A 22133-nucleotide genomic window follows, 5' to 3' on the forward strand; every position below is an offset into this window, starting at 1 on the left:
CTCTGAGCGATCGAGGCGCGGCAGGGTGTATCGGTTTCGGCCGGCCGTAGGCTGGTTTCCTTCGCGAGGAACAGGAGACCGAGGTGGCCGGGACGAAGACGGTGGCGGATGTCATGGCCGACCTGGCCGGGCTCGAGGACCCGAAGATGCGCGCCGCGAACGAGAAGCGCGGTGACGACCACGGCGTGAACCTCACCAGGCTGCGCGCGCTCGCGAAGGAACTCAGGACGCAGCAGGATCTCGCCCGCGATCTCTGGGCGACGGACGTCACCGCCGCGAGGCTCCTGGCGCTGCTGGTCTGCCGACCGAAGGCGTTCGAGCGGGACGAGCTGGACACCATGGTGCGCGAGGCGCGGGCGCCCAAGGTGCACGACTGGCTCGTGAACTACGTGGTGAAGAAGAGCCCGCACGCCGAGGAGCTGCGCCTCGCCTGGTCGGCGGACCCGGACCCCGTGGTCGCGAGCGCCGGCTGGGCGCTGACCGCCGAGCGCGTGGTGAGGAAGCCCGCCGGCCTGGACCTCGACGGGCTGCTCGACGTCGTCGAGGCGGAGATGAAGGACGCCCCCGACCGGCTGCAGTGGGCGATGAACACCTGCCTGGCCCAGATCGGGATCCAGCACCCCGAGCACCGCGCCCGCGCGGTCGGCATCGGCGAGCGCCTGGAGGTCCTCAAGGACTACCCGACCGCCCCGAACTGCACCTCTCCGTTCGCCCCCGCCTGGATCGCCGAGATGGTGCGCCGCCAGGAGATCAGCCAGGCGTGACGTGGGGCCGGGACCGGGGGCGGGGCCGGGGACGGGAACCGGGGCGGGGACGGGGGCGGGGGCGTTTGGCCTCGTACGACGTGCCGGCACCCGGCGCGTCTCGGGAAAGAGCACGCGGAACTGCAACCTCCGCACCCCTCCGGCGCGTTCACCCGTCGTGACGACGAGTTATCCCGGGTGCGGGCAGTGCACCGAGGACCGGCCGGCGGTCGAGGACGACGCGTGCGACGGGGATCTTGTCCACGCCGTGGCCGACGGCGACAAGGACGCGCTGTCCCGGCTCTTCGCCCGGCACGCCGGCCCCCTCTTCGCCCATCTCCTCAACCGCGGCTTCCCCGCCCAGACCGTCGAGGACGCCGTCCAGGAGACCTTCCTGACCGTGTGGAAGAGCGCCTCCGGCTTCCACGAGGGCAGCGTTCCCGCCTGGCTACGGCGAATAGCCCACTGCCGCGCGGTCGACCTCGAACGGGCCGCCGGCCGCCAGCGCGCCCTGGCGGACCGGGCCCGCGAGCACACGCCCTCCTCCGCCGGAGCCGCGCCATCGGCAGAGGAGTGCCTGCTGGCCTCCTCGCCCCGTTACGCGGCCATCGCCTACGCGCTCGCCGGGCTCCCGGCCCCGCAGCGCGAGGTCATCGAGCTGCGCTACCTCCAGCACTTCAGCGTCCGCGAGACCGCCGAGCGCCTGGCCGTCCCCGAGGGCACGGTCAAGGCCCGCGCCGCCCGCGGCTGCGCCCGGCTGCGTGAGTGGATCGTGGCCCAGGGCGAGGCGGAGGCGGTGGACGGCATCCGGGGGAACGGCGGCCAGGGAACCGGCGGAGGGGGTGCCCATGACCGCGACCGGGTCCCCCGCCCCCGCCCGTGACCAGGCCACCACGCCAGCCCCCGACCAGGTCTCCGCCCGCACCCCCGACCAGGACCTCGCCCACACCCCCGAACAGGTCTCCGCCCCCACCTCCGACCGGGACCTCGCCCCCGCCCCCGACCAGGTCTCCGCCCCCACCCCTGATCAGGCCTCCGCCCACGCCCTCGCTCCGCCCCCCCCACTTCCGAAAGCGGCCCCCGCATGACCGAGTTCTCTCCCCCTGCCGCCCCCGCCCCCGCGCCCGCGCCCGCACGGCATCGGCATCTGCCCGCGGACTGGGTGGAGGGGTACGCCCGCGGAGCACTCTCCCCCGACGTCCTCGGCCACGCCGAGGCCCATCTCGAACAGTGCAGGGCATGCGTGGACGCCGTCGACCAGGCGGTGCGGAGCGGGCCGTACGGTCCCCGTCTCGACTCCGCGCTCGCGGCCCTGGTCAACCGGGTCGGGTGAGGGCAGGATCGTGTCCATGACGCTCAAGGGCGGTAACACGAGGCTCTGGGCCGCTTCGGCGGCACTGGTTCCGGCGCTGACGCTGACCGGCTGCGGCGACCAGGGCACCCCGCCGGGGCCCGCCGCGCCCCGGGAGGGAACCCCGGCACCCGCATCGGTACCGACACCGGACCGGACCGGCGACGTCTCCGTCCCGCCGGTCCCGACCGGGACGGACGGGACCGTGCGCAACGATCACGAGCCCGGTCCGCGCGAGGTCCTCGTCGAGGTGAACGTCAACGGCGGTCTCGCCGGCGTCCGCAACCAGCTGGTCGTCCACTACGACGGCAGCTACACCACCCGGTCCGGGACGGAGGAGCCGCGCGCGGGGCGCATGACCGCCGCCGAAGTGGCCGAGCTTCGCGCGGCGCTGGAGGACCCGGCCTACGCGAAGGTCCCCGCCCGGCCGACGGGAGGCACCGTCCACGACGGCTTCCAGTACGTCTTCACGTACCGGTACCGCGTCGTGGTCGCGGCGGACGGCGAGCGTCCTCCCGCGCTGCAACGCGTCTTCGAGGCCCTCCCCGACGGCGGTCCCCCGACCGGCCCCTGACGGATCGGCCTGACGGACCGGGCCTGGCGGGACCGCCCCCTCACGGGATCCCCGGGGCCCCTCCCCCGTCGGGACCGGCCCCTGACGCACCGACCCTCGACCGACCGGCCCTCGACCGACCAGCCCCTGAGGGACCGGCCCCTGACCGACCGGCCTGACGGACCGGGCCTGGCGGACCGCCCCCTCACCGAGCGGGCGGCGAAGGCGCTGGACGCGGACTCGGACCAGTTCGGCGGCGAGCAGTGCCCGAGGTGATCGTGGAGCTGGTCGGGTCGGGCCGGATCCCGGAGGAGCGGATCGACGCCTCCGTACGGGACTCTTCGACCAACGGCGGTACGTCGACCCGGACGAGGCGGCCGAGACGGTCGGCCGAGACGACTTCAAGGCCGCGGGCGCGGCGGCCCAGCGCCGCCCGCTCACGGTCCTCACGAACGGACCGCTGCCCCTGACCGGACGCCCGAAGCTGTACGTCGAGAACGTCGCCCCGGAGGTCGCGGCCGCGTACGGGGACGTCGTGACCGCCCCCGCCGAGGCGGACCTGGCGGTACTGCGTCTGCGCACGCCGTACGAGGAGCGGCCGAACCGCTTCGAGTCCTTCTTCCACTCCGGCTCGCTCGCCTTCGAGGAGGCCGAGCTGGCCCGGATCCTGTCGCTGCTCGCCACGGTCCCGACGGTGGTCTGCGTCAACCTGGAGCGCCCGGCCGTCCTGCCGGAGATCGCCGAGCGGGCGGCGGCGCTGATCGCCGACTACGGGGCGGGCGACGACGCCCTGCTCGACGTGGCGTTCGGCCGGGCGACGGCGGAGGGGCGGCTCCCCTTCGAGCTGCCGCGCTCGAAGGCGGCGGTGGAGGCGGCCCGCCCGGACGTCCCGAACGACACGGCGGACCCGGTCTTCGCCCATGGCCACGGCCTGACGATCTGAGACCGACCGTGGGGGCCCGGCCCCGGACTGTTCTCTTCCGGTTGTCCAGGCCACCGGCATCCCGCGAGGATGGACGGCCACGACGATCCCCGAGAGCCCGATCGGAGCGAGTACCCATGCCCCAGCCCGTCACCCTCGACCGCCGCGAGGGACCGTACGGCGAGGTCGTGCTGCGTCGGCGCGACGAGCATTTCGAGATCATCGCCAACGGCACCTTCCTGATGGACACCTCCGACGGCCGCTCGGAGCGGCTGCTGGTCGACGCGGCGATGGACGCGCTCGGCGGCCGGCCCGGCGCCTCCGTACTGATCGGCGGTCTCGGCGTCGGCTTCTCCCTCGCGCACGCCTCCGCCGACCCCCGCTGGGCCAGGATCGTGGTCGTCGAGCGCGAGCAGGCGATCATCGACTGGCACCACGAGGGACCGCTGGCCGCGATCTCCGGAGCGGCTCTGGCCGATCCGCGCAACGTGATCCTTCGCACGGACCTGGTCGACTACGTCCACACCTCCCCGGACCGCTACGACGCCCTCTGTCTGGACATCGACAACGGACCCGACTGGACCGTGACCGAGGACAACCAAAGCCTTTACTCCGCCGAGGGGTTGAGGGCCTGCGCAAGGCGTCTGAACCCCGGCGGAATCCTCGCCGTGTGGTCCGCCAAGCCGTCCGCCAATTTCGAAGAGTCATTGCGGAATGCCGGATTCAGCGGGGTACGGACCGAAGAGATCACGGTTGCCCGGGGCGTCCCTGACGTGGTGCACCTCGCCCTCAGGCCTGCGTAGCCGGGACGCTCCCCGTGCCTCTAGGCTGCTGGCCGACACCAGCGATGCGAGGCGGGGCGATGGAGCAGACACACACCACTCACCACGGTGCGGCGGCCACTCCGGGTGCGCAGCGGCGAGTGCTGGTCGTCGAGGACGACACGACGATCGTGGATGCGATCTCCGCGCGGCTGCGGGCGGAGGGGTTCCTCGTCCAGACGGCGACCGACGGCCCGGCGGCCGTGGACGCGGCCGAGGCCTGGCAGCCCGACCTGATGGTCCTCGACGTGATGCTGCCCGGCTTCGACGGCCTGGAGGTCTGCCGCCGGGTCCAGGCCCAGCGTCCGGTACCGGTCCTGATGCTGACCGCGCGGGACGACGAGACGGACATGCTGGTGGGGCTAGGTGTCGGCGCCGACGACTACATGACCAAGCCGTTCTCGATGCGTGAGCTGGCCGCTCGGGTGCACGTCCTGCTGCGCCGGGTGGAGCGCGCCGCGCTGGCGGCCGTGACCCCGCGGAGCGGGATCCTGCGCCTCGGCGAGCTGGAGATCGACCACGCGCAGCGCCGGGTCAGGGTCCGCAACGAGGACGTGCATCTGACGCCGACCGAGTTCGACCTGCTGGTCTGTCTGGCGAACACCCCGCGCGCGGTGCTCTCCCGCGAGCAGCTGCTCGCCGAGGTCTGGGACTGGGCGGACGCCTCCGGCACGCGCACGGTGGACAGCCACATCAAGGCACTGCGCCGGAAGATCGGGGCGGAGCGGATCCGTACGGTCCATGGCGTCGGTTACGCACTGGAGACGCCGGCGTCATGAGCCGCCGGGGGCAGCGCCCCGAGCGCCGGAGCAGGCGCCGGATCGTGATCTCGATCAAGACCAAGCTGGGCATGCTGGTCGTCGGGGCGGTCCTGCTGACCTCCGGGCTCGCGCTGGTGGCGATCCGGACCTCCACGGAGTTCCGGTACATCACGATCTTCGCGATGATCGCGACGCTGTTGATCACCCAGTTCGTGGCGCAGTCCCTGACGGCGCCGCTGGACGAGATGAACGCGGTGGCCGGGTCGATCTCGCGCGGCGACTTCAGCCGGCGCGTGCGCGGCGCGGACCGCCGCGACGAGCTGGGCGACCTCGCCTCGACGATCAACCGCATGGCGGACGACCTGGAGGCGGTCGACCGGCACCGCAAGGAACTGGTCGCCAACGTCTCGCACGAACTGCGCACCCCGATCGCCGCCCTCCGCGCCGTCCTGGAGAACGTCGTCGACGGCGTCTCCGAGGCCGATCCGGAGACGATGCGGACGGCCCTGAGACAGACCGAGCGGCTCGGCCGGCTGGTCGAGACCCTGCTCGACCTGTCGCGTCTTGACAACGGTGTCGTCACGCTCAAGGCGCGGCGTCTCGAAGTCTGGCCGTACCTCTCTGGCGTGCTCCGCGAGGCCAACCTCGCCGCGTCCCAGCGCGGCCTGTCCTCGACGTCGGGGCTGCACAACCGTACGGACGTCCATCTGCATCTGGACGTCTCGCCGCCCGAGCTGACCGCGCACGCGGACGCGGAGCGGCTGCACCAGGTGATGGCGAACCTGATCGACAACGCGGTGAAGCACTCCCCTCCGCACGGCCGGGTGACCGTACGGGCACGGCGCGGGTCGTGGCCGGACTCACTGGCCCTCGAAGTCGAGGACGAGGGCCCGGGGATCCCGGAGTCGCTCCGTCACACGGTCTTCGAGCGCTTCAACCGGGGAGAGGTGCCGGCCCAGTCCGCCAAGGGCAGCGACGGCGGTACGGGGCTGGGGCTGGCGATCGCCCGTTGGGCCGTGGATCTGCACGGCGGCGAGATCGGTGTGGCCGAATCCTCACGCGGCTGCCGCATCCAGGTCACTCTTCCGGGAAGCATTCCGGCGCGCGATTGACGTAGGGTCGAACTGGAAGCACATGTTCTGCGTGTGGATGAACAGGACACGATCAGGACGTGGTCAGGGATGCGTGCCTCAGGGGCCGCAACCCGGGTCTCCTGTACCCGCGGGAGGGCAGAACCACGCTTGTTTCCCGCCAATCCCTGCCCCGAAACTCCGCGTCAAGTGTGACTTGCGCGACGTTGGCGCTGCCCGGCCTGCACCTGTCGGCCAGGGAGGCGTAGCCTTTATTTCCGCTGTCCATCACCTTGTGAAGCGGAAGAGGGCGGTTACCGCCGTGTCGTCTCAGTCCCCCAGTACCCCGAGTACCTCCACCGGCCAAGACGGGCAGGGTCAGAACCCTGCGACCGCCTTCGGCGCCAATGAGTGGCTCGTCGACGAGATCTATCAGCAGTACCTCCAGGACCCGAATTCGGTCGATCGCGCCTGGTGGGACTTCTTCGCCGACTACAAGCCCGGTGCGACGGAGACCCCGGCCGCCGCGCCGCAGGTGAGCCCCGCACAGGCCGCACCTGCCGCGCCCGCCGCTCCGGCGCCCGCCCCGGCTCCCGCCAAGGCCGTTCCGGCCCCGGCCGCCGCTGCCCCGGCCCCCGCCAGGCCCGCCGCGGCTCCGGCGAAGCCCGTCGCCGCCGCTCCGGCGCCCGCGAAGGCCGCGCCCGCGGCGAAGACCGGTGCAGGCACCGGCTCCGCCGGAGCGGCCGGCGCCGCGCGCCCTGCTGCCGCCGCGACCGAGGCGCCCGCCGGCCCCGAGCTGATCACGCTGCGCGGCCCCGCCGCCGCCGTCGCGAAGAACATGAACGCCTCGCTGGAGGTGCCGACGGCCACGTCCGTCCGCGCCGTCCCGGTGAAGCTGCTCTTCGACAACCGGATCGTGATCAACAACCACCTGAAGCGTGCCCGGGGCGGGAAGATCTCCTTCACGCACCTCATCGGCTACGCCATGGTGCAGGCGATCAAGGCCATGCCGTCGATGAACTACTCCTTCGCGGAGAAGGACGGCAAGCCGACCCTGGTCAAGCCGGACCACGTGAACTTCGGCCTCGCGATCGACCTGGTGAAGCCGAACGGCGACCGCCAGCTCGTCGTCGCCGGCATCAAGAAGGCCGAGACGCTGAACTTCTTCGAGTTCTGGCAGGCCTACGAGGACATCGTCAAGCGCGCCCGCGTCGGCAAGCTGACGATGGAGGACTTCTCCGGCGTCACGGTCTCGCTGACCAACCCCGGCGGCCTCGGCACCGTCCACTCCGTGCCGCGTCTGATGCCCGGACAGTCCGTGATCATGGGCGTCGGCTCGATGGACTACCCGGCCGAGTTCCAGGGCACCTCCCAGGACACCCTGAACAAGCTGGGCATCTCCAAGGTCATGACCCTGACCTCGACGTACGACCACCGGGTCATCCAGGGCGCCGCCTCCGGCGAGTTCCTGCGGGTCGTCGCGAACTACCTCCTCGGTGAGGAGGGCTTCTACGACGAGATCTTCAAGGCCCTGCGGATCCCCTACGAGCCGGTCCGCTGGCTCAAGGACATCGACGCCTCGCACGACGACGACGTCACCAAGGCCGCCCGTGTCTTCGAGCTGATCCACTCCTACCGGGTCCGCGGCCACGTCATGGCCGACACCGACCCGCTGGAGTACCGCCAGCGCAAGCACCCCGACCTGGACATCACCGAGCACGGCCTCACCCTGTGGGACCTGGAGCGCGAGTTCGCGGTCGGCGGCTTCGCCGGCAAGTCGATGATGAAGCTCCGCGACATCCTCGGCGTCCTGCGCGACTCGTACTGCCGCACCACCGGCGTCGAGTTCATGCACATCCAGGACCCGAAGCAGCGCAAGTGGATCCAGGACCGCGTCGAGCGCTCGCACTCCAAGCCGGAGCGCGAGGAGCAGCTGCGGATCCTGCGCCGCCTGAACGCGGCCGAGGCGTTCGAGACCTTCCTGCAGACCAAGTACGTCGGTCAGAAGCGGTTCTCCCTGGAGGGCGGCGAGTCCGTCATCCCGCTGCTCGACGCGGTCATCGACTCCGCCGCCGAGTCCCGCCTGGACGAGGTCGTCATCGGCATGGCCCACCGCGGCCGCCTGAACGTCCTCGCGAACATCGTGGGCAAGTCGTACGCGCAGATCTTCCGCGAGTTCGAGGGCAACCTCGACCCGAAGTCGATGCACGGCTCCGGCGACGTGAAGTACCACCTGGGCGCCGAGGGCACCTTCACCGGCCTGGACGGCGAGCAGATCAAGGTCTCGCTCACCGCCAACCCCTCGCACCTGGAGGCGGTCGACCCGGTCCTGGAGGGTGTCGTCCGCGCCAAGCAGGACGTCATCAACAAGGGCGGCACGGACTTCACCGTCCTCCCCGTCGCCCTGCACGGTGACGCGGCCTTCGCCGGCCAGGGTGTCGTCGCCGAGACGCTGAACATGTCGCAGCTGCGCGGCTACCGCACCGGCGGCACGGTCCACATCGTCATCAACAACCAGGTCGGCTTCACCGCCGCCCCGGAGTCCTCGCGTTCCTCGATGTACGCGACCGACGTGGCCCGCATGATCGAGGCGCCGATCTTCCACGTGAACGGCGACGACCCGGAGGCCGTGGTCCGCGTGGCGCGGCTCGCCTTCGAGTTCCGCCAGACGTTCAACAAGGACGTCGTGATCGACCTCATCTGCTACCGCCGCCGCGGTCACAACGAGGGCGACAACCCGCAGTTCACCAACCCGCAGATGTACAACCTGATCGACAAGAAGCGTTCGGTGCGCAAGCTGTACACCGAGTCGCTCATCGGTCGCGGCGACATCACGCTGGAAGAGGCCGAGCAGGCGCTCCAGGACTTCCAGGGCCAGCTGGAGAAGGTCTTCGCGGAGGTCCGCGAGGCCACCTCCGCCCCGGCCCCGGCGCACGTCCCGGACCCCCAGCCGGAGTTCCCGGTCCAGGTCACCACCGCGGTCTCCCAGGAGGTCGTGAAGCGGATCGCCGAGTCGCAGGTCAACATCCCGGAGCGGATCACGGTCCACCCGCGTCTGATGCCGCAGATGCAGCGCCGCGCGGCCTCCATCGACGACGGCACGATCGACTGGGGCTTCGGCGAGACCCTCGCCATCGGCTCGCTGCTGATGGAGGGCACCCCGGTCCGGCTCTCCGGCCAGGACTCCCGCCGCGGCACCTTCGGTCAGCGCCACGCGGTCCTGGTGGACCAGGAGACCGGCGAGGACTACACCCCGCTGCTCTACCTGGCCGAGGACCAGGCCCACTACAACGTCTACGACTCGCTGCTCAGCGAGTACGCGGCGATGGGCTTCGAGTACGGCTACTCGCTGGCCCGCCCGGACTCCCTGGTCATCTGGGAGGCCCAGTTCGGTGACTTCGTCAACGGCGCGCAGACCGTCGTCGACGAGTTCATCTCCTCGGCCGAGCAGAAGTGGGGCCAGACCTCCGGCGTCACGCTGCTCCTGCCGCACGGCTACGAGGGCCAGGGCCCGGACCACTCGTCCGCGCGCCCGGAGCGCTTCCTGCAGATGTGCGCCCAGGACAACATGACGGTCGCGATGCCGACCCTGCCGTCGAACTACTTCCACCTGCTGCGCTGGCAGGTCCACAACCCGCACCACAAGCCGCTGATCGTCTTCACCCCGAAGTCGATGCTGCGTCTGAAGGCCGCGGCGTCGAAGGCGGAGGAGTTCACCACCGGCGGCTTCCGCCCGGTGATCGGCGACTCCGCCGTGGAGGCAGGTACAGCGAACGCGGCCGACATCCGCAAGGTCGTCTTCTGCGCCGGCAAGGTCTACTACGACCTGGAGGCCGAGCGGCAGAAGCGCGGTGCCACGGACACGGCGATCATCCGTCTGGAGCGCCTGTACCCGCTGCCGGGTGCCGAGCTCCAGGCCGAGATCGCCAAGTACCCGAACGCCGAGAAGTACCTGTGGGCGCAGGAGGAGCCGGCGAACCAGGGTGCGTGGCCGTTCATCGCGCTGAACCTGATCGACCACCTGGACCTGGCGGTCGGCGCCGACATCCCGCACGGCGAGCGCCTGCGCCGGATCTCGCGTCCGCACTCCTCGTCCCCGGCGGTCGGCTCGGCCAAGCGCCACCAGGCCGAGCAGCAGCAGCTGGTCAACGAGGTCTTCGACGCCTGATCCGCTGTTCCGGTACGCACGGAGGCCCGGCACCCCGCGAGGGGTGCCGGGCCTCCGGCGTGTCCGGGCCCGCCGGTCAGCCGAGGTTGGCCTCGAAGTCCCAGTAGGGGCGGTTGCGGTGGCGGGCGGAGAGGGTGTGCGGGTGCTGGGCGCCCAGGGTGCGGGTGAGGGAGAGCAGTGCGGCCTCCTCCAGCTTTCCGGCCTCCTCGACCTCGCGCAGGCCGCGCAGGTCGGTGGCGAGGGCGATCTGGCCGGAGAGGGTGAGCGGGTGCTCGTTCCCCAGGCTGTGCCGGGCACGGCGCAGGGTGTCCCTGCTGAGTTCGGCGGCGTCGGCGACGCGCCCGTTGAAGTTGCGGGCGGCGGCCGTGTTGAGCGCACAGCCGAGAACCCAGGGGTGGTCGGCTCCCAGGGAGGCGGTGAGGCCGGCGAGCGCGCCCTCCAGGATGGCCATGGCGTCGGCGCGTTCCCCTGAGGCCTGCATGACGAGGGCGGTGTTGGCGAGCACCCCGGTGGCGACGGGGTGGGCGGGCCCGAGGAGGGAGCGGTAGCCGGCCTCCGCCTCGGTGACGAGCTCCCTCGCGTGGTCGAGGTCGCCGTGCTCGCGGAGGTAGTTGGCGTAGTTGTTGATGGCGGCGAGCGTGATGTAGTGCCCGCGTCCGTGGACCTGTTCCAGCTGTTCGAGCAGGCTGGCCATGGTGGCGCCGAGGTCCTGCTGGAAGCCTCCTTCGCGGCGCCGGCACAGGGCCAGCTGGGTGCGTGCGTACAGGGTCTGCAGATGCTGCGGCCCGAGGACCTGCACGTGCACCCGGACGTTGGCCTCCTGGCGGGCGAGTGCCTCGCGGTACTGGCCGAGGAGCCGGAGGTCGTGGGCGAGGGCGTTGCCGGCGCCCAGGGTGTGGGCGTGGCGGGTGCGCAGCACGGTCTCGCAGCGGACGAGGGACTCCGCGTCGAGGTCGTACGCCTCCTGGTAGCGGCCGAGCATCCGCAGGACGACGCCGAGATTGTGGCGGGCGACGAAGGTGGAGAACTCGGTGTCGCCGAGGAGGCGTTCGGCCTCGGCGAGCACGTGGCGCTGGAGCTTCTCGGACTCCTGGTACTGGCCGAGGAAGCGCAGGTCGCTGGCGATGGCGCTGCCGGACAGGAGGGAGCCGAGCTCGTTGGGGGGTGTGGCGGCGCTCAGCCTCTCGCGCTGGGCGAGGTCGAGTTCGTACGCCTCGCGGAACCGGCCGAAGGAGCGCAGGACGTTGCCCTGCTGTGTGGTCAGGTCCAGCATGGGCTGGTCCAGCGGGTCCATGAAGGTGGACCAGGCGTCCCGGATGCGCTCGGCGAGCTGGGCGCCCGCTCGGAACTCGCCGCTGCGGTAGCAGTAGCGCAGGCTGTTGAGGACGGCGGTCTGCACGCGGGGGCTACGGCTGGTGAGGGCGCCGGACGGGCCGACGTGCGGAAGGAGTTCGGCGTACCGGGGCCAGTTGCGGCTGTCCATCGGGTTGCCGGGGTCGGCCTCGGCGAGCAGGGAGCGGACGGCCTTGCGGTGGGCCTCCCGGTTCTCGCCGTCGGTGAGGCGGGCGACGATGTCGTGGACGAGCCGGTGCATGTGCACGGACTCCTGGTGCGGTCCCACCTCGACGTTGGTGGCGGGGCCGCGGGTCTCGCGGGTGAGCACCGAGTAGTTGACGAGGGTGTCCAGGGCGCGGGTCCAGGCGGGCAGGTCGGTGGCCATCCAGCGCAGGTCCTCGGGCAGTTCGGCCTGCGGATAGGCGCGGACGAGTCCGAGGGGGATGCGGCCGGGGGCGAAGGAGGCGCACAGGCTGAGGACGTCGATGGCCTGCGGCTGGGAGCGTCGGAGCCGGTTGATCAGTATCGACCAGGAGGTGAGCGAGGCGTTGGGGTAGCCGTCGACGGCGGAGGGCTCCTCGACGGTGGAGAGACGCCCGTCGCGGACCATGCGCAGGTACTCGGGGACCTCCATGCCGGATTCGCCGAGCCAGGCGGCGGCCTGGACGAGCGGCAGGGGTACGTCGCCGAACTCCGCGGCGACCTCGTCGGCCTGGGGTGCGGTGATGTGGGAGGCGCGGCGCATCAGGTAGGCGGTGGACTCGGCGCGGTCGAAGCTGGGGACTTCGAGGACGTCGGTGTAGTCGCCCCAGCCGCGGTTGCGGGAGGTGATCAGTACGTGTCCGGGGCCGTGGGGCAGCAGGACCTGGGCGCCGTCCGTGTCGTCCCAGCCGTCGAAGATGACGAGCCAGCGGGAGTGCGGGTCGCCGCGGCGCAGTGCCTCGCGTACGGCGCGGATGCGTTCGCCGGGTTCGTTGCCGCTGGGCAGGCGGAGTTCGGCGGCGAGTTCGCCGAAGCGGTCGCGCTGGACGTTGCGGTCGTCGGAGTTGACCCACCAGACGACGTCGTAGTCGGGGCTGAAGCGGTGGGCGTACTCGGCGGCGATCTGGGTCTTGCCGATGCCGGACATGCCGAGCAGCGTGCAGGCCGCGTTGCCGCGGTCGGCGTCCATGAGCCGTTCCTGGAGCTCGGTGAGGAGGTCGTCACGGCCGGTGAACCGCGGGTTCCGGCGCGGGATCTCGCCCCAGATCTCGGGCGGCGTGTCGGGGTAGCGGACGGGTGTCCCGAGCGGGCCGCGGCGGCCGGAGGAGCGGCGGGGATCGATGCCGAGCCGGCTCAGGAGCCGTGCTTCGGCCTCGTCCTCGCCGACGCCCCAGAGACTGACGGGTTCGAGGACGGCGGTGGCGGGGAGCAGGGGCCGGTTGGTGAGGTTGACGGCGGCGAACCGGTCGGCGCGGGAGGCGACGAAGCCGCGCAGGACGTCGTTCCACTCGCCGGCCGGCCGGGGGCCGAGCTGGAAGAACCAGTCGTTGAGGACGAGCAGCACCTGCCCGCTGGCGAGCAGCAGGTCCCTGAGGGAGTCCTCCAGGGGGACCTCACGCGGCGGGTCCCAGCGCTGCAGGGTCGCGCGCACTCCGTGGGCTTCGAGGCGCTGGTTGATCCAGGCCGCCCACGGCCGGTGGTAGCCGGGGAAGACCACAAGGACGTGCTCGGGGGCACCCCTGCCACCGCCGTCCGCCGCGCCGCCACCCGACCGCTGTTCCGCCATCTGATACGTCTCCCGTCCCGCTCACGCGCAACGCAGTGTCATCTGCCCTGGGCACAGTGTTACCCAGCGGCCCGGGGGGCCGCGCCGAGGCTCGCGTGATGCCGCCTCATTTGCTGGGCGAACTCCCGCCCCTCATTGGTCAGTTCATCGGATTCAAGCAGGATCGTCAGCGCTTCGCCCACCTGATCGTGCATATGGTCGAACTGTTGCCCGGCGCTGGACCGCCAGGGCCGCGGCGCCGCGTGGGCGGTCGCCGCGCGCCGCCAGAGATCGGTCAGGGCGAGGTGTGCGTACGCGCCCTGGAGCACTCCGCCGATGGGCCGGGCGTCGGGGCGCCAGCCGACCCGGTGCACGGCCGCCCTGCCCTGCCGGTACAGCGGTACGAGCTCGTGCAGGGTGGCGAGTTTGCTGTGGTGGAGTTCGTGGACGAGCGTCTCGGCCATGTCCTGTGCCCCGGCGGGCAGGGAGGTCAGGACCGCGCCCGGAGCCGATCGCAGGGTGGCTCCCTGGGACCGGGGGCCGTGCGGCAGCAGCGGGACGACGGCGCGCAGGGCGTGCCGGATCTCGGCGGCGCGTCCCGGGTCGGTGTGGGCGAGCAGCGCCTGCGCTCCGCGCCAGCGCGCCGACCAGACGGCGGGGTCGGTGTCGGCGGGGCCGGCCGCGGTACGGGGCGGGGTGCCGATACCGCCCGGCGGCACCCGGTACGGGTCGAGGTCGTCGAGGCGGGCGGTGGAGCCGGGCAAGGTGTGCAGCCCGTCCCAGCCCTGCCCCCGGCCGACGAGGGCGCCGGCGCGCCGGTCGGTGAGCAGCAGCACGGTGGGGGCGGCGGCCTGCGGGTCTTCGGGGTGGATCCGTGCGACGCGCGATCCGGCCCTGATCCGAAGGCGCCCGCCGCCCGCGGTCTGCCGGCCGACGCCGGGCAGCGACAGCCGGCCGTCGGGGGGCTCCAGGGTGAGGTCGAGGGAGCAGTCGGCGCGGAGGGCCGCGGTGACGGCGATGCCTTCGAGGCGGGTGAGATGCCGGTCGAGTGCGGGACCCGCCGGCTCGGCGAGGGCGGCGGCGAGCCACGCGCCCGTCATGGGGTAGTCGAGCACGTCCCGTACGACGTCGGGGTTGCGGCTCTCGGCCCGTTCGAGCAGGTGCCAGGAGTCCTCGAAGCGGCGGAACACGGCGGCGTCGACCGACTCGCGGTGCCGGTGGACGCGGACCAGGAGGGCCTTGAGCAGCAGCAGGCGCCGCGCGTGCAGCGCGGAGCGCAGCAGGGCGACGTCGGCCGGGGCGGGGCGGGTGCGGGCCAGCTCGGTGAAGACCCCCGCGGGCAGGGGCGCGAAGTTCATTCCCGCCTCCTTCGGCGGACCCTCGGCCATCGTGAGGATCCGGCCGGAAACAGACGGTGGAAGCGACGCGTGTCAGGCGGCTCGGTCCCCCGCTCCTTCGCACCACGCGTCGACCAGCTCGGGTGAGCGCAACAGCACCAGCTCGACCGCGGCCGCGAGTTCGGGATCGTCCAGGCCACGGAGGGTCCGCAGGTCCACAGCGGCGAGATCGGGCAGGTGCGCGGACCGGCCGTTGTCACGGTCGGCACCGGTCGCCCACTCGTTGTGCTCCGACACCCTCGGCTCCTCCCCACCGACGCATGTCCCCCACGGTCGTAGCGGCGGAGCGGTTCTTCCCGACGCCAGGAAGCCAGAAACCCGTTCGACTCAACTGCGCCCATTCGCGCCCCCGTTATCCAGCCGTTCTCCGTTTCGGCCCTCCGGCCGTCACCTACCCGCCCGTATCGCTCCACGCCCACCACGGCGGCGCGATCCGGCGGCGGTCCTCGCCGGACGGCGGTGCCTGGGGCGGTTCCCGGTCCGCGGCCACCTCCGCCAGGAGGCTCCTGGTCAGTTCGACGTCGCTCCAGTCCACCTCCACCAGCGCGGCGGTCAGCCGCCGCCACTGCTCGGCCGCGGCGCGCAGCACCTCGCGCGCCCTGCCCGTACGGCCCATGAGCCGGAGCACCGCACCCTGCGCGTGGAGAGCGCGCGCGCCGGTGACCGTGCCCGGGGTGTCGCCGTGCGCCGACCGGGCGTCCTCCCAGGACCGTTCGTACGCCGTGAGCGCGTCGCCGAGGACACCGTCCCGGGCGGACTCGCTCAACTCCAGTCTCACCCGTCCCAGTTGCAGCCACACCTCCGCACGCAGTCCGATGTCCCGGGTGGTGCGGGCGGCCTGTTCCAGAAGGTGGCGGCCCTCGAAGAGGTCGGGCAGGAACCCGGCGCGGTGGAAGCGCAGGGCGAGGACGCTGCCGATCAGGATCCTGGCCCGGGCGCGCTCCGGCGCGTCGGCCGGGAGGCTGGTCAGCGCCTCGCGCAGGACGCCTTCGGCCCGGTCGACGGGGGCCTGACCGGGGGTGGTCGCCGCGCGGCGCATCAGGGACTCCCCCCAGGACATCAGGATCCGGCCGCGCCGTCCGCTGTCCGCGGGGGCGAGCAGGGTGGCCTCCTCGTAGGCGGTGTCCGCGGCCGGTCCGTCGCCGGCCGTGTCGTACAGCCGGGCGCGCGCCGTCGTCCAGCGCAGCCGCAGGGCGGCGTGGTCGCCGAGCTGCTCGCCGGCGCGGTCGAGTACGGGGGCGATCTCGGCCGTGTCGGCGCCGGCGAGGTGCAGGGCGTCGGCCAGGTCGAGGAGTGCGGCGCCGCTCTCCCGGAGGGAGAGGGCGGTGGTGAGTTCGGTCGCCGCGGCGGCGCCGTCGCCGCGTGCGAGCAGCAGGCGCCCGCGGCGCAGGTGGAGGGTGTGGTGGTGGACTTCGGGCCAGTCCGGTACGTCTCCGAGGAGCGCGGCGAGCGCGTGGTCCAGGTGCCGGGGGTCGTCGGTGTGGCGCCACAACCCGTGGTGTGCGACGGCCTGTTCGAGCCGGGCCTCGGCCCACTCCGCGCTGCCCGGAGCGGCGAGGCTCCCCGCGCGCTCCAGCTCGGTCAGTGCGCGGGTGAGGAGCTCACGGCGCCGCTCGCTGCCCCGGGCGACGGCGGTGCCGGACTCCGCGTACAGCACGCGGCCGAGCAGGATCCCGGCTTCGACGGGGTGCTCCGGAAGTGCGGCCTCGGCCTGTTGACGGCACCGGACGAGGAGCGAGGGGTCGGACTGGCCCAGCCACTGCTCGAAGAGCCGCCGCGCGGCGGCCAGCGGGTCGGGGGTGATCAGGTCGGGGTGGTAGAAGCGGAGTACGCGCGCGGGGATGCGGGCGAAGAGTTCGGGTTCCGTGCCGACCGGGCCGGTGGGTTCGTCGGTCCCCTCGATCGCGCCGGCCGCGGCCGCCCGGCCGTCGTCCGTGGGGTGGCCCGCGAGCTGGGCGGCCGCGAGCGCCGGGAAGTTGCGCATGCCCTGGCCGAAGGTGCGCTCCACGTACTCGGAGCAGTGTTTGAGGACCAGCGCGGCGGCGCTGCGGTCCAGGGAGCCGAGCAGATGCTGCTGGACACCGGGCGGGTAGCTGAAGCAGGGGTACGGGGAGGGGCCGGGCAGTCGGCGCAGCAGCCCGCTGAGCAGGACCTCCGCGAGCTCCATGGGGCCGGTGTCGGGCAGCATGGCGCGCTGCACGAGCTGCATCACGGGGAGGGCGAGCGGGGCGGCGGCGAGATGGACGGCGAGCCGCAGCGCGCCGGGCGAGGCGCCGGCGGTGAAGGCGCGCAGCAGCTCCTCGTCGTTGCGCGGGGTGCGGGCCCTGCCGGGAGGTGCGGTCCGCGCGGTGCTCGCCGCCGCGGCGGACGGTCGCGGCGGCTCGGGCGCGATCATGGCCGCCCAGCCGCGCACCCCGCCCGAGCCGTGGCCGGCGTGGAGTCGCGCCCAGGAGGCGAACGCCTCGGGCGTGGGCGTGAGCACGGGCACCGCGCGCGTGTCAGGGGCGACGGGCTCCCAGGGCTCCTCGTCGGGCTGGAACCCGGTGTGCCCGCCGGGGGACGCGGGGCGGAGCAGCAGGCCGGGTTCGACCGTGAGCGCGGTCCGGGGCCAGAGCCTCGGGGGCAGCGGCTGGACGAGGGCGAGCGGGGACTGCCGGGGCCACTGGTGGATGAGCCGCTGGGCCGCGCCGCGCTGCCAGAGGGGGCCGACGCAGTCGCTGACGATCAGGGTGAGACGGCGGCCGGTGGGGTCGTGGAGCTGGTCGCCGGGGCGCAGCCGGGGCCTGCCGTCCGCGCCCGAGGTGGTGGTGACCAGCGGAGCGCCGTCGCCGGTGTCGTACAGCCGGTGGACCTGGACGTCGCGGAAGGCGCCGGACTGCTGGCAGGCCTGGCGCAGCTCCTCGACCATGCGGGTCCAGACGACCATGGCGGGGCCGGAGTCCATGAGGAGCTGGATGTCGGGGCGGCGGCCCGCGGCCGGGCGGAGGACGGGGGTGAGGATGCCCGCGGCGGCGCTGCGTTCGGCGGTCGCCTCCTCGTCGAGGAGGCCTTCGCCGGGCCGGACCGGGAAGTGGGCGTAGTGGCGCAGCGGGCGGAGCGCCTTCTGCAGGCCGAGGAGGCCGGGCAGGGCGTTGGCACCGGGCGCGCGGACGGGGAGGGCCCTGTTCCGCTCCCTACGGGAGGAGCCGTGGCCCCCGGCTCCGACGAGCAGGGCGATGTCGACGTCCTCGGTGGGGCGGACGGGGTGGGCTCCGTCGTCGCCGCGGCCGGGGCCGGCGCCCGTGCCGTGCCCCGTGACCTGGCCCGTACCGCTGTCGTGCGCAGGGTCGCGCTCGCCGTCGGCGCCCGCACCCGTCAGGGCGTCCCCGAGTTCGCCGCCGCCCTCTCCCGTGGCCGGATCTCGCCCCTCCTCCGGCGCCCGGGTCTCGCCCCCTCCCTCCGCCCGGCCGTCTCCCGCGCCGTCGACGGCTCCGTCCGCCGGGTCCGGGGCGGCACGCGGCAGCCACTGGGCGAGCCAGACGGCGTCCGCGACCTCCTCGGCCGTGGGGTCCTGGCCGCCGGCCCGCAGTCTGCGGGTGAGCTCCTCCAGATGCATCCGGTGCATCCGGCCATCACCTCGGCTGATCGAGCGGCTGCATGAGCATGTCCGCGATGCGTTCCCGGGTCACCCGCTCGGTGCGGGGGGCGTGCTGGGTCAGATAGATCGCGTTCAGGAGCTGGTCGGTGGCGATGACCTCGCCGGGTTCGCGGTTCAGGAAGCGGCTGACCAGGCCCTCCTCCCCCGCTGCCGCGTCGGGCCCGAGGTGTGCCTCGATCATGGCGCCGAGCTGCTCCTCGCCCGGCGGTTCCAGCTCCAGGCGGATGCAGCGGCGCAACAGGGCGGCGGGGAAGTCCCGTTCGCCGTTGGAGGTGAGCACGATGAACGGGAACGTGGAGCAGCGGATCCGTCCGCCCTGGACGGGCACCTTGCGGCCGTCGTCCGTCAGCACCTGAACCACGGGCTCACGGTCGGCCAGCCGCTCCAGCTCCGGAATGGCGAACTCGCCCTCCTCCAGGGCGTTCAGCAGGTCGTTCGGCAGGTCGAGGTCGCTCTTGTCGAGCTCGTCGATGAGGAGGACGCGGGGCTGCTCGGAGGGGAGCAGCGCGGTGCCGAGCGGTCCGAGCCGGATGTACGAGCCGATACCGGCGGGCGTCGCCGCGGGCACCGCCGACCCGGCCTGGGCACGCTCCAGCTGGACGTCCTGGAGCCGGCCGATGGCGTCGTAGCGGTAGAGCCCGTCCAGGAGGGTGGAGCGGCTCACGATCGGCCAGCGCAGCACGCGGCCCAGGCCCAGTTCATGGGCGACGGCGTGGGCGAGTGTGGACTTCCCGGTGCCGGGGTTGCCGGTGACCAGCAGCGGCCTGCGCAGATAGAGCGCGGCGTTGACGGCGTCGGTCTCGGCGGGGCGGGGATGGTGGTTCTGGACCAGTCGACGGCGCACCCCGAGCCGCCGGTCGGAACCGGCGAGGGTGTCGTCGGCCCCGCCGGTCGAGAAGTCCCGCCACGGCGGCGGTGCGGGCAACCGCCGTATCTCGTCGTGCGGGTGGCCGGCACCACGGTAGATCCGCCAATCGTTCACGATGGACTCCTCCTGGCTGTGGTGTCATGGCCCGGCCCGTCGAAAATACCGCCCGGCCCCTTGCGCTGCCGACGCTCAAACCGGACCGATTGTCCGGGTGTCCGCGGAGTCGTTCGCATGGTCACCACTCCTCCTCGCCGAGCATCGGCGGGCCCTGGAGCGGATCTTCGCGCGGGGGCCGGTCCGGCGGGTCGAACAACACGGAGAGATGCTCGGCCCAGGCGTGTTCGGAACGCGCGGGCACCCGGGCGGCCGGGATCGCGGACCCGCTCGCCGCTGCCGTGGCGGTCACGGACTCGGACTCGGCGGCGGCGGCGGGGGTGTCGGCGTGGGGGTCGGTGTCGGTGTCGGTGTCGGCGTGGGGGTCGGGGTCGGTGTCGGTGTCGGCGTGGGGGTCGGGGTCGGTGTCGGCGGCGGGGTCGGGGTCGGTCACCGTCGTGGGCTCGGGTGCCAGGGCGCCGTCCGGTCCGTCGTCCGGATCCGCGTCCCAGGGCAGCTCCGTGCCCACGTCCATGCCCATGAGGTCCGCGTCGGCGGCCACTCGTTTACGCAGGGAGATGACCGGCCCGTGCAGCGCCTCGGCCCGCCCCGCCTCCAGGAGCAGCCCGTCCGCCCGCTCGTGGAACTCGGCGCAGTCCGCGTGATCGTGGGGCCCGCTGCGCCACAGGGCGATGGGGTGCCCTGCGGCGAGCGCGGCCGCCATGGCCTTGAGCCCGTCGCCGCTGCCCACGGGACCGCAGTAGACCGGCACCGAGCCGTCGTCGGCCTCGGAGAGCCGTACCCAGGCCTGGCGTGGGGACTCACGGCGGGTCCGCGCGGCGTGGGCGGCGTCCCCTCCCGCCGTGAGCACCTCGGCGCGCAGCGGTACCGCGCGCAGGGGCCCAAGCCCGGCCGTCCGCCAGCGCATGTGCCACTCGGGAGCCGGCGGCCGCTTGTTGCGGGCCGCGTCCCGTATGACGACGATCCGGCGCTGACCGAGGGGCAGCGAGCGCTCGTCGAAGAGCTCGTCGTCGGGCGAGAGCCGCCAGGTGTCGAGGGGTTCGTCGAAGAGTTCACGCGGTAACAGCGCCTCCACGGCGGCCAGATGCTCCCCGCGGTCACCCCGGGCCAGCGCGTCCGCCAGCGGCTCGCGCAGGGTGTCCCGGAGTCGCTCGCGCTCGACTCCCTCGTCGTCCCCGTGCAGCGGCGTGATCGTGTGCCCGTCGAAGAGCAGCTTCACCCGCCAGGGGAACTTCCGGCCGTACGGAGGGGTGTCGATCTCCACCAGGACGTCGGCCCGCGCCCCGGCCTCACGTGCCGTCCGGCTCCCGGTGGGACGGCCGGCCGCCAGCACGGCGGCGATCGCCTGGCGGGTGAGCAGCGGGGTCTCGGCGGCTGCGTCGGTCACCCAGTCGGCCAGGTGCCGGATCACCTGGCTCTCCCCGTGCCGCTCCCTGACGTGCCGGGCGACCTTCGCCGCGTACACGAACACGGCGTTGAGACCGAGACCGGACGCGGTCTCCTCCTCCTGGTTCGGATCGTGGAGTTCGTGGAGCAGTCCGACGCCCTCGCGCCAGGTCCGCGGGGCGACTTCGAGCACGGGGCGCAGGTCGTGGCCGACCGTCAGCCTCCGGGCCTCGTCGACAAGGTGCAGCACGTCGCCCGGTCCGGTGGGCTGGGGCAGTTCGGCGAGCCGTCCGTAGAGATGGATCCGGCGCCCGGGGTCGAGGCCGCCCTGAGCGGTGGGCGGGCGGTGCCGGAGCTGCGCCCTGGTCCAGTCGGGCACGCCGGAGAGCGAGCGGTAACGGGCGAGGTGGTGCCGGTCGTGCTCGCGCATGACCTCGGAGAGCACCTCGCCGCCGCGCTCCCGGTAGAGCCGGCGCAGGGAGGTGATGGGGACGGCGGCGCCCTCGTCCGCGCCACGCCCCTTGTTGAGGCCGATGACGACCGCGCGGTCGAGGTCGACCACGGGTCCGCCGGAGAGCCCCTCCACGGGCTGTGTCCCGCGCAGCAGGAGGGCCTCGCCGTCGACGCCGTGGACCTCGCCGACGGCTTCGCGGATGCCGAGCCGGCCGGTCACCCGGGACCAGCCGTGCAGCCCGACCGGGATGGGCTCCGCGATCACGGGCCTGCGCTCACTGAGCCGTACGCAGCTCGCGTCCCTGGCGTCGGGGACGCGGACGAGCGCGAGGTCGGGGAAGTCCCACCGGTGGAGCTCCTCTTCGGGCACGGTGGGGCGCGGGCTGGCCAGGACGACCTCGCCGGTCGTGACGCCGCCGTCCCAGACGATGCCGACGGCCCGCTCGCCTTTCCACACCGCGCTTCCCCCCTTTGCCACCACATGGGCGCAGGTCAGCACCCAGCCGGGGGCGATGAAGAAGCCGGTGCCCCAGTACCGGTCGCCGAGCGGGTCATACCCGTCACCGGGAGCCGCGACGCGTACCAGTGCGGGGCGCACGAGTGATTCGAAGGCGCTCATACGGCGCCATCGGCCGCCGGGCGGTGGAGCGGTCCGGTGTCGGGCGCCGGTGCGGGACCGGGCACCCGCACGGGCATGGATCCGGGTCCGGGTCCGGGCTCCGCGGCGGGGTCGGCGCCGAGGCCCGGACTCTCGGCCGGTTGGGCGCCGGGACCCTGGCTCTCGGCCGGGTCGGCGCCCGGGCCCGG

Annotated in this window: 16 protein-coding genes and 1 pseudogene; 10 read left to right on the forward strand and 7 right to left on the reverse strand. The window is 73.1% G+C overall.

What is annotated here, in order from left to right; translation table 11 throughout:
• Positions 1-113: 113 nt before the first annotated feature.
• The 10 genes from ACFUJR_RS08720 (at position 114) to ACFUJR_RS08765 (ending at position 10389) form a co-directional block, all read left to right on the forward strand.
• Positions 114-764 carry a DNA alkylation repair protein gene (locus ACFUJR_RS08720; protein WP_383174681.1) on the forward strand — a complete coding sequence of 217 codons (651 nt, stop codon included), beginning with the start codon at positions 114-116 and terminating at the stop codon, positions 762-764.
• 157 nt (positions 765-921) lie between these two features.
• Positions 922-1626 carry an RNA polymerase sigma factor gene (locus ACFUJR_RS08725; protein ID WP_383174653.1) on the forward strand — a complete coding sequence of 235 codons (705 nt, stop codon included), beginning with the start codon at positions 922-924 and terminating at the stop codon, positions 1624-1626.
• Positions 1592-1831 carry a hypothetical protein gene (locus ACFUJR_RS08730; protein WP_383174650.1) on the forward strand — a complete coding sequence of 80 codons (240 nt, stop codon included), beginning with the start codon at positions 1592-1594 and terminating at the stop codon, positions 1829-1831. The genes ACFUJR_RS08725 and ACFUJR_RS08730 overlap by 35 nt, the downstream gene beginning before the upstream one ends.
• Complete coding sequence (locus ACFUJR_RS08735) at positions 1828-2076, forward strand: hypothetical protein (RefSeq protein WP_383174647.1); 249 nt, start codon at positions 1828-1830, stop codon at positions 2074-2076. The genes ACFUJR_RS08730 and ACFUJR_RS08735 overlap by 4 nt, the downstream gene beginning before the upstream one ends.
• A 16-nt stretch (positions 2077-2092) precedes the next feature.
• Positions 2093-2668 carry a hypothetical protein gene (locus ACFUJR_RS08740; protein ID WP_383174644.1) on the forward strand — a complete coding sequence of 192 codons (576 nt, stop codon included), beginning with the start codon at positions 2093-2095 and terminating at the stop codon, positions 2666-2668.
• A gap of 514 nt (positions 2669-3182) precedes the next feature.
• Entirely contained in the window at positions 3183-3590 is a 408-nt protein-coding gene (locus tag ACFUJR_RS08745; protein WP_383174641.1) for a glycoside hydrolase family 3 C-terminal domain-containing protein, read from the forward strand.
• Positions 3591-3706: 116 nt separating this feature from the next.
• Positions 3707-4372, forward strand: a complete 666-nt coding sequence (locus ACFUJR_RS08750) for a spermidine synthase (RefSeq protein ID WP_383174638.1) — start codon at positions 3707-3709, stop codon at positions 4370-4372.
• 59 nt (positions 4373-4431) lie between these two features.
• A complete protein-coding gene (locus ACFUJR_RS08755; RefSeq protein WP_383174635.1) occupies positions 4432-5169 on the forward strand; it encodes a response regulator transcription factor in 738 nt (245 codons plus the stop codon).
• Positions 5166-6263, forward strand: a complete 1098-nt coding sequence (locus ACFUJR_RS08760; protein ID WP_383174633.1) for an ATP-binding protein — start codon at positions 5166-5168, stop codon at positions 6261-6263. The genes ACFUJR_RS08755 and ACFUJR_RS08760 overlap by 4 nt, the downstream gene beginning before the upstream one ends.
• A gap of 280 nt (positions 6264-6543) precedes the next feature.
• Complete coding sequence (locus tag ACFUJR_RS08765) at positions 6544-10389, forward strand: multifunctional oxoglutarate decarboxylase/oxoglutarate dehydrogenase thiamine pyrophosphate-binding subunit/dihydrolipoyllysine-residue succinyltransferase subunit (RefSeq protein WP_383174630.1); 3846 nt, start codon at positions 6544-6546, stop codon at positions 10387-10389.
• A 76-nt stretch (positions 10390-10465) separates the two neighbouring features.
• On the opposite strand, the gene fxsT is transcribed toward ACFUJR_RS08765, so the two are convergent.
• The 7 genes and pseudogenes from fxsT to ACFUJR_RS08800 form a co-directional block, all read right to left on the reverse strand.
• Complete coding sequence (gene fxsT / locus ACFUJR_RS08770) at positions 10466-13492, reverse strand: FxSxx-COOH system tetratricopeptide repeat protein (RefSeq protein ID WP_383174957.1); 3027 nt, start codon at positions 13490-13492, stop codon at positions 10466-10468.
• 59 nt (positions 13493-13551) lie between these two features.
• Positions 13552-14829, reverse strand: a complete 1278-nt coding sequence (locus tag ACFUJR_RS08775; RefSeq protein ID WP_383174954.1) for an aKG-HExxH-type peptide beta-hydroxylase — start codon at positions 14827-14829, stop codon at positions 13552-13554.
• Between the two features lie 72 nt (positions 14830-14901).
• Positions 14902-15105, reverse strand: coding sequence for a hypothetical protein (locus tag ACFUJR_RS08780; protein ID WP_383174951.1), 204 nt, complete (start codon positions 15103-15105; stop codon positions 14902-14904).
• Positions 15106-15259: 154 nt separating this feature from the next.
• The gene (locus tag ACFUJR_RS08785; RefSeq protein ID WP_383174948.1) at positions 15260-18472 is read right to left on the reverse strand and encodes an SAV_2336 N-terminal domain-related protein; all 3213 of its coding nucleotides are present in this window, start codon (positions 18470-18472) and stop codon (positions 15260-15262) included.
• Positions 18473-18479: 7 nt separating this feature from the next.
• A complete protein-coding gene (locus tag ACFUJR_RS08790; RefSeq protein ID WP_352189052.1) occupies positions 18480-19487 on the reverse strand; it encodes a MoxR family ATPase in 1008 nt (335 codons plus the stop codon).
• Between the two features lie 121 nt (positions 19488-19608).
• Positions 19609-21945: a trypsin-like peptidase domain-containing protein gene (locus tag ACFUJR_RS08795; RefSeq protein WP_383174945.1), complete on the reverse strand. Its 2337-nt coding sequence runs from the start codon at positions 21943-21945 to the stop codon at positions 19609-19611.
• Positions 21942-22133 (reverse strand): annotated as a pseudogene (locus ACFUJR_RS08800) (hypothetical protein); the annotation flags it as partial. The pseudogene ACFUJR_RS08800 and the gene ACFUJR_RS08795, both read right to left, overlap by 4 nt.

The sequence above is a fragment of the Streptomyces sp. NPDC057271 genome (genome assembly GCF_042668715.1).
Classification (GTDB): domain Bacteria; phylum Actinomycetota; class Actinomycetes; order Streptomycetales; family Streptomycetaceae; genus Streptomyces.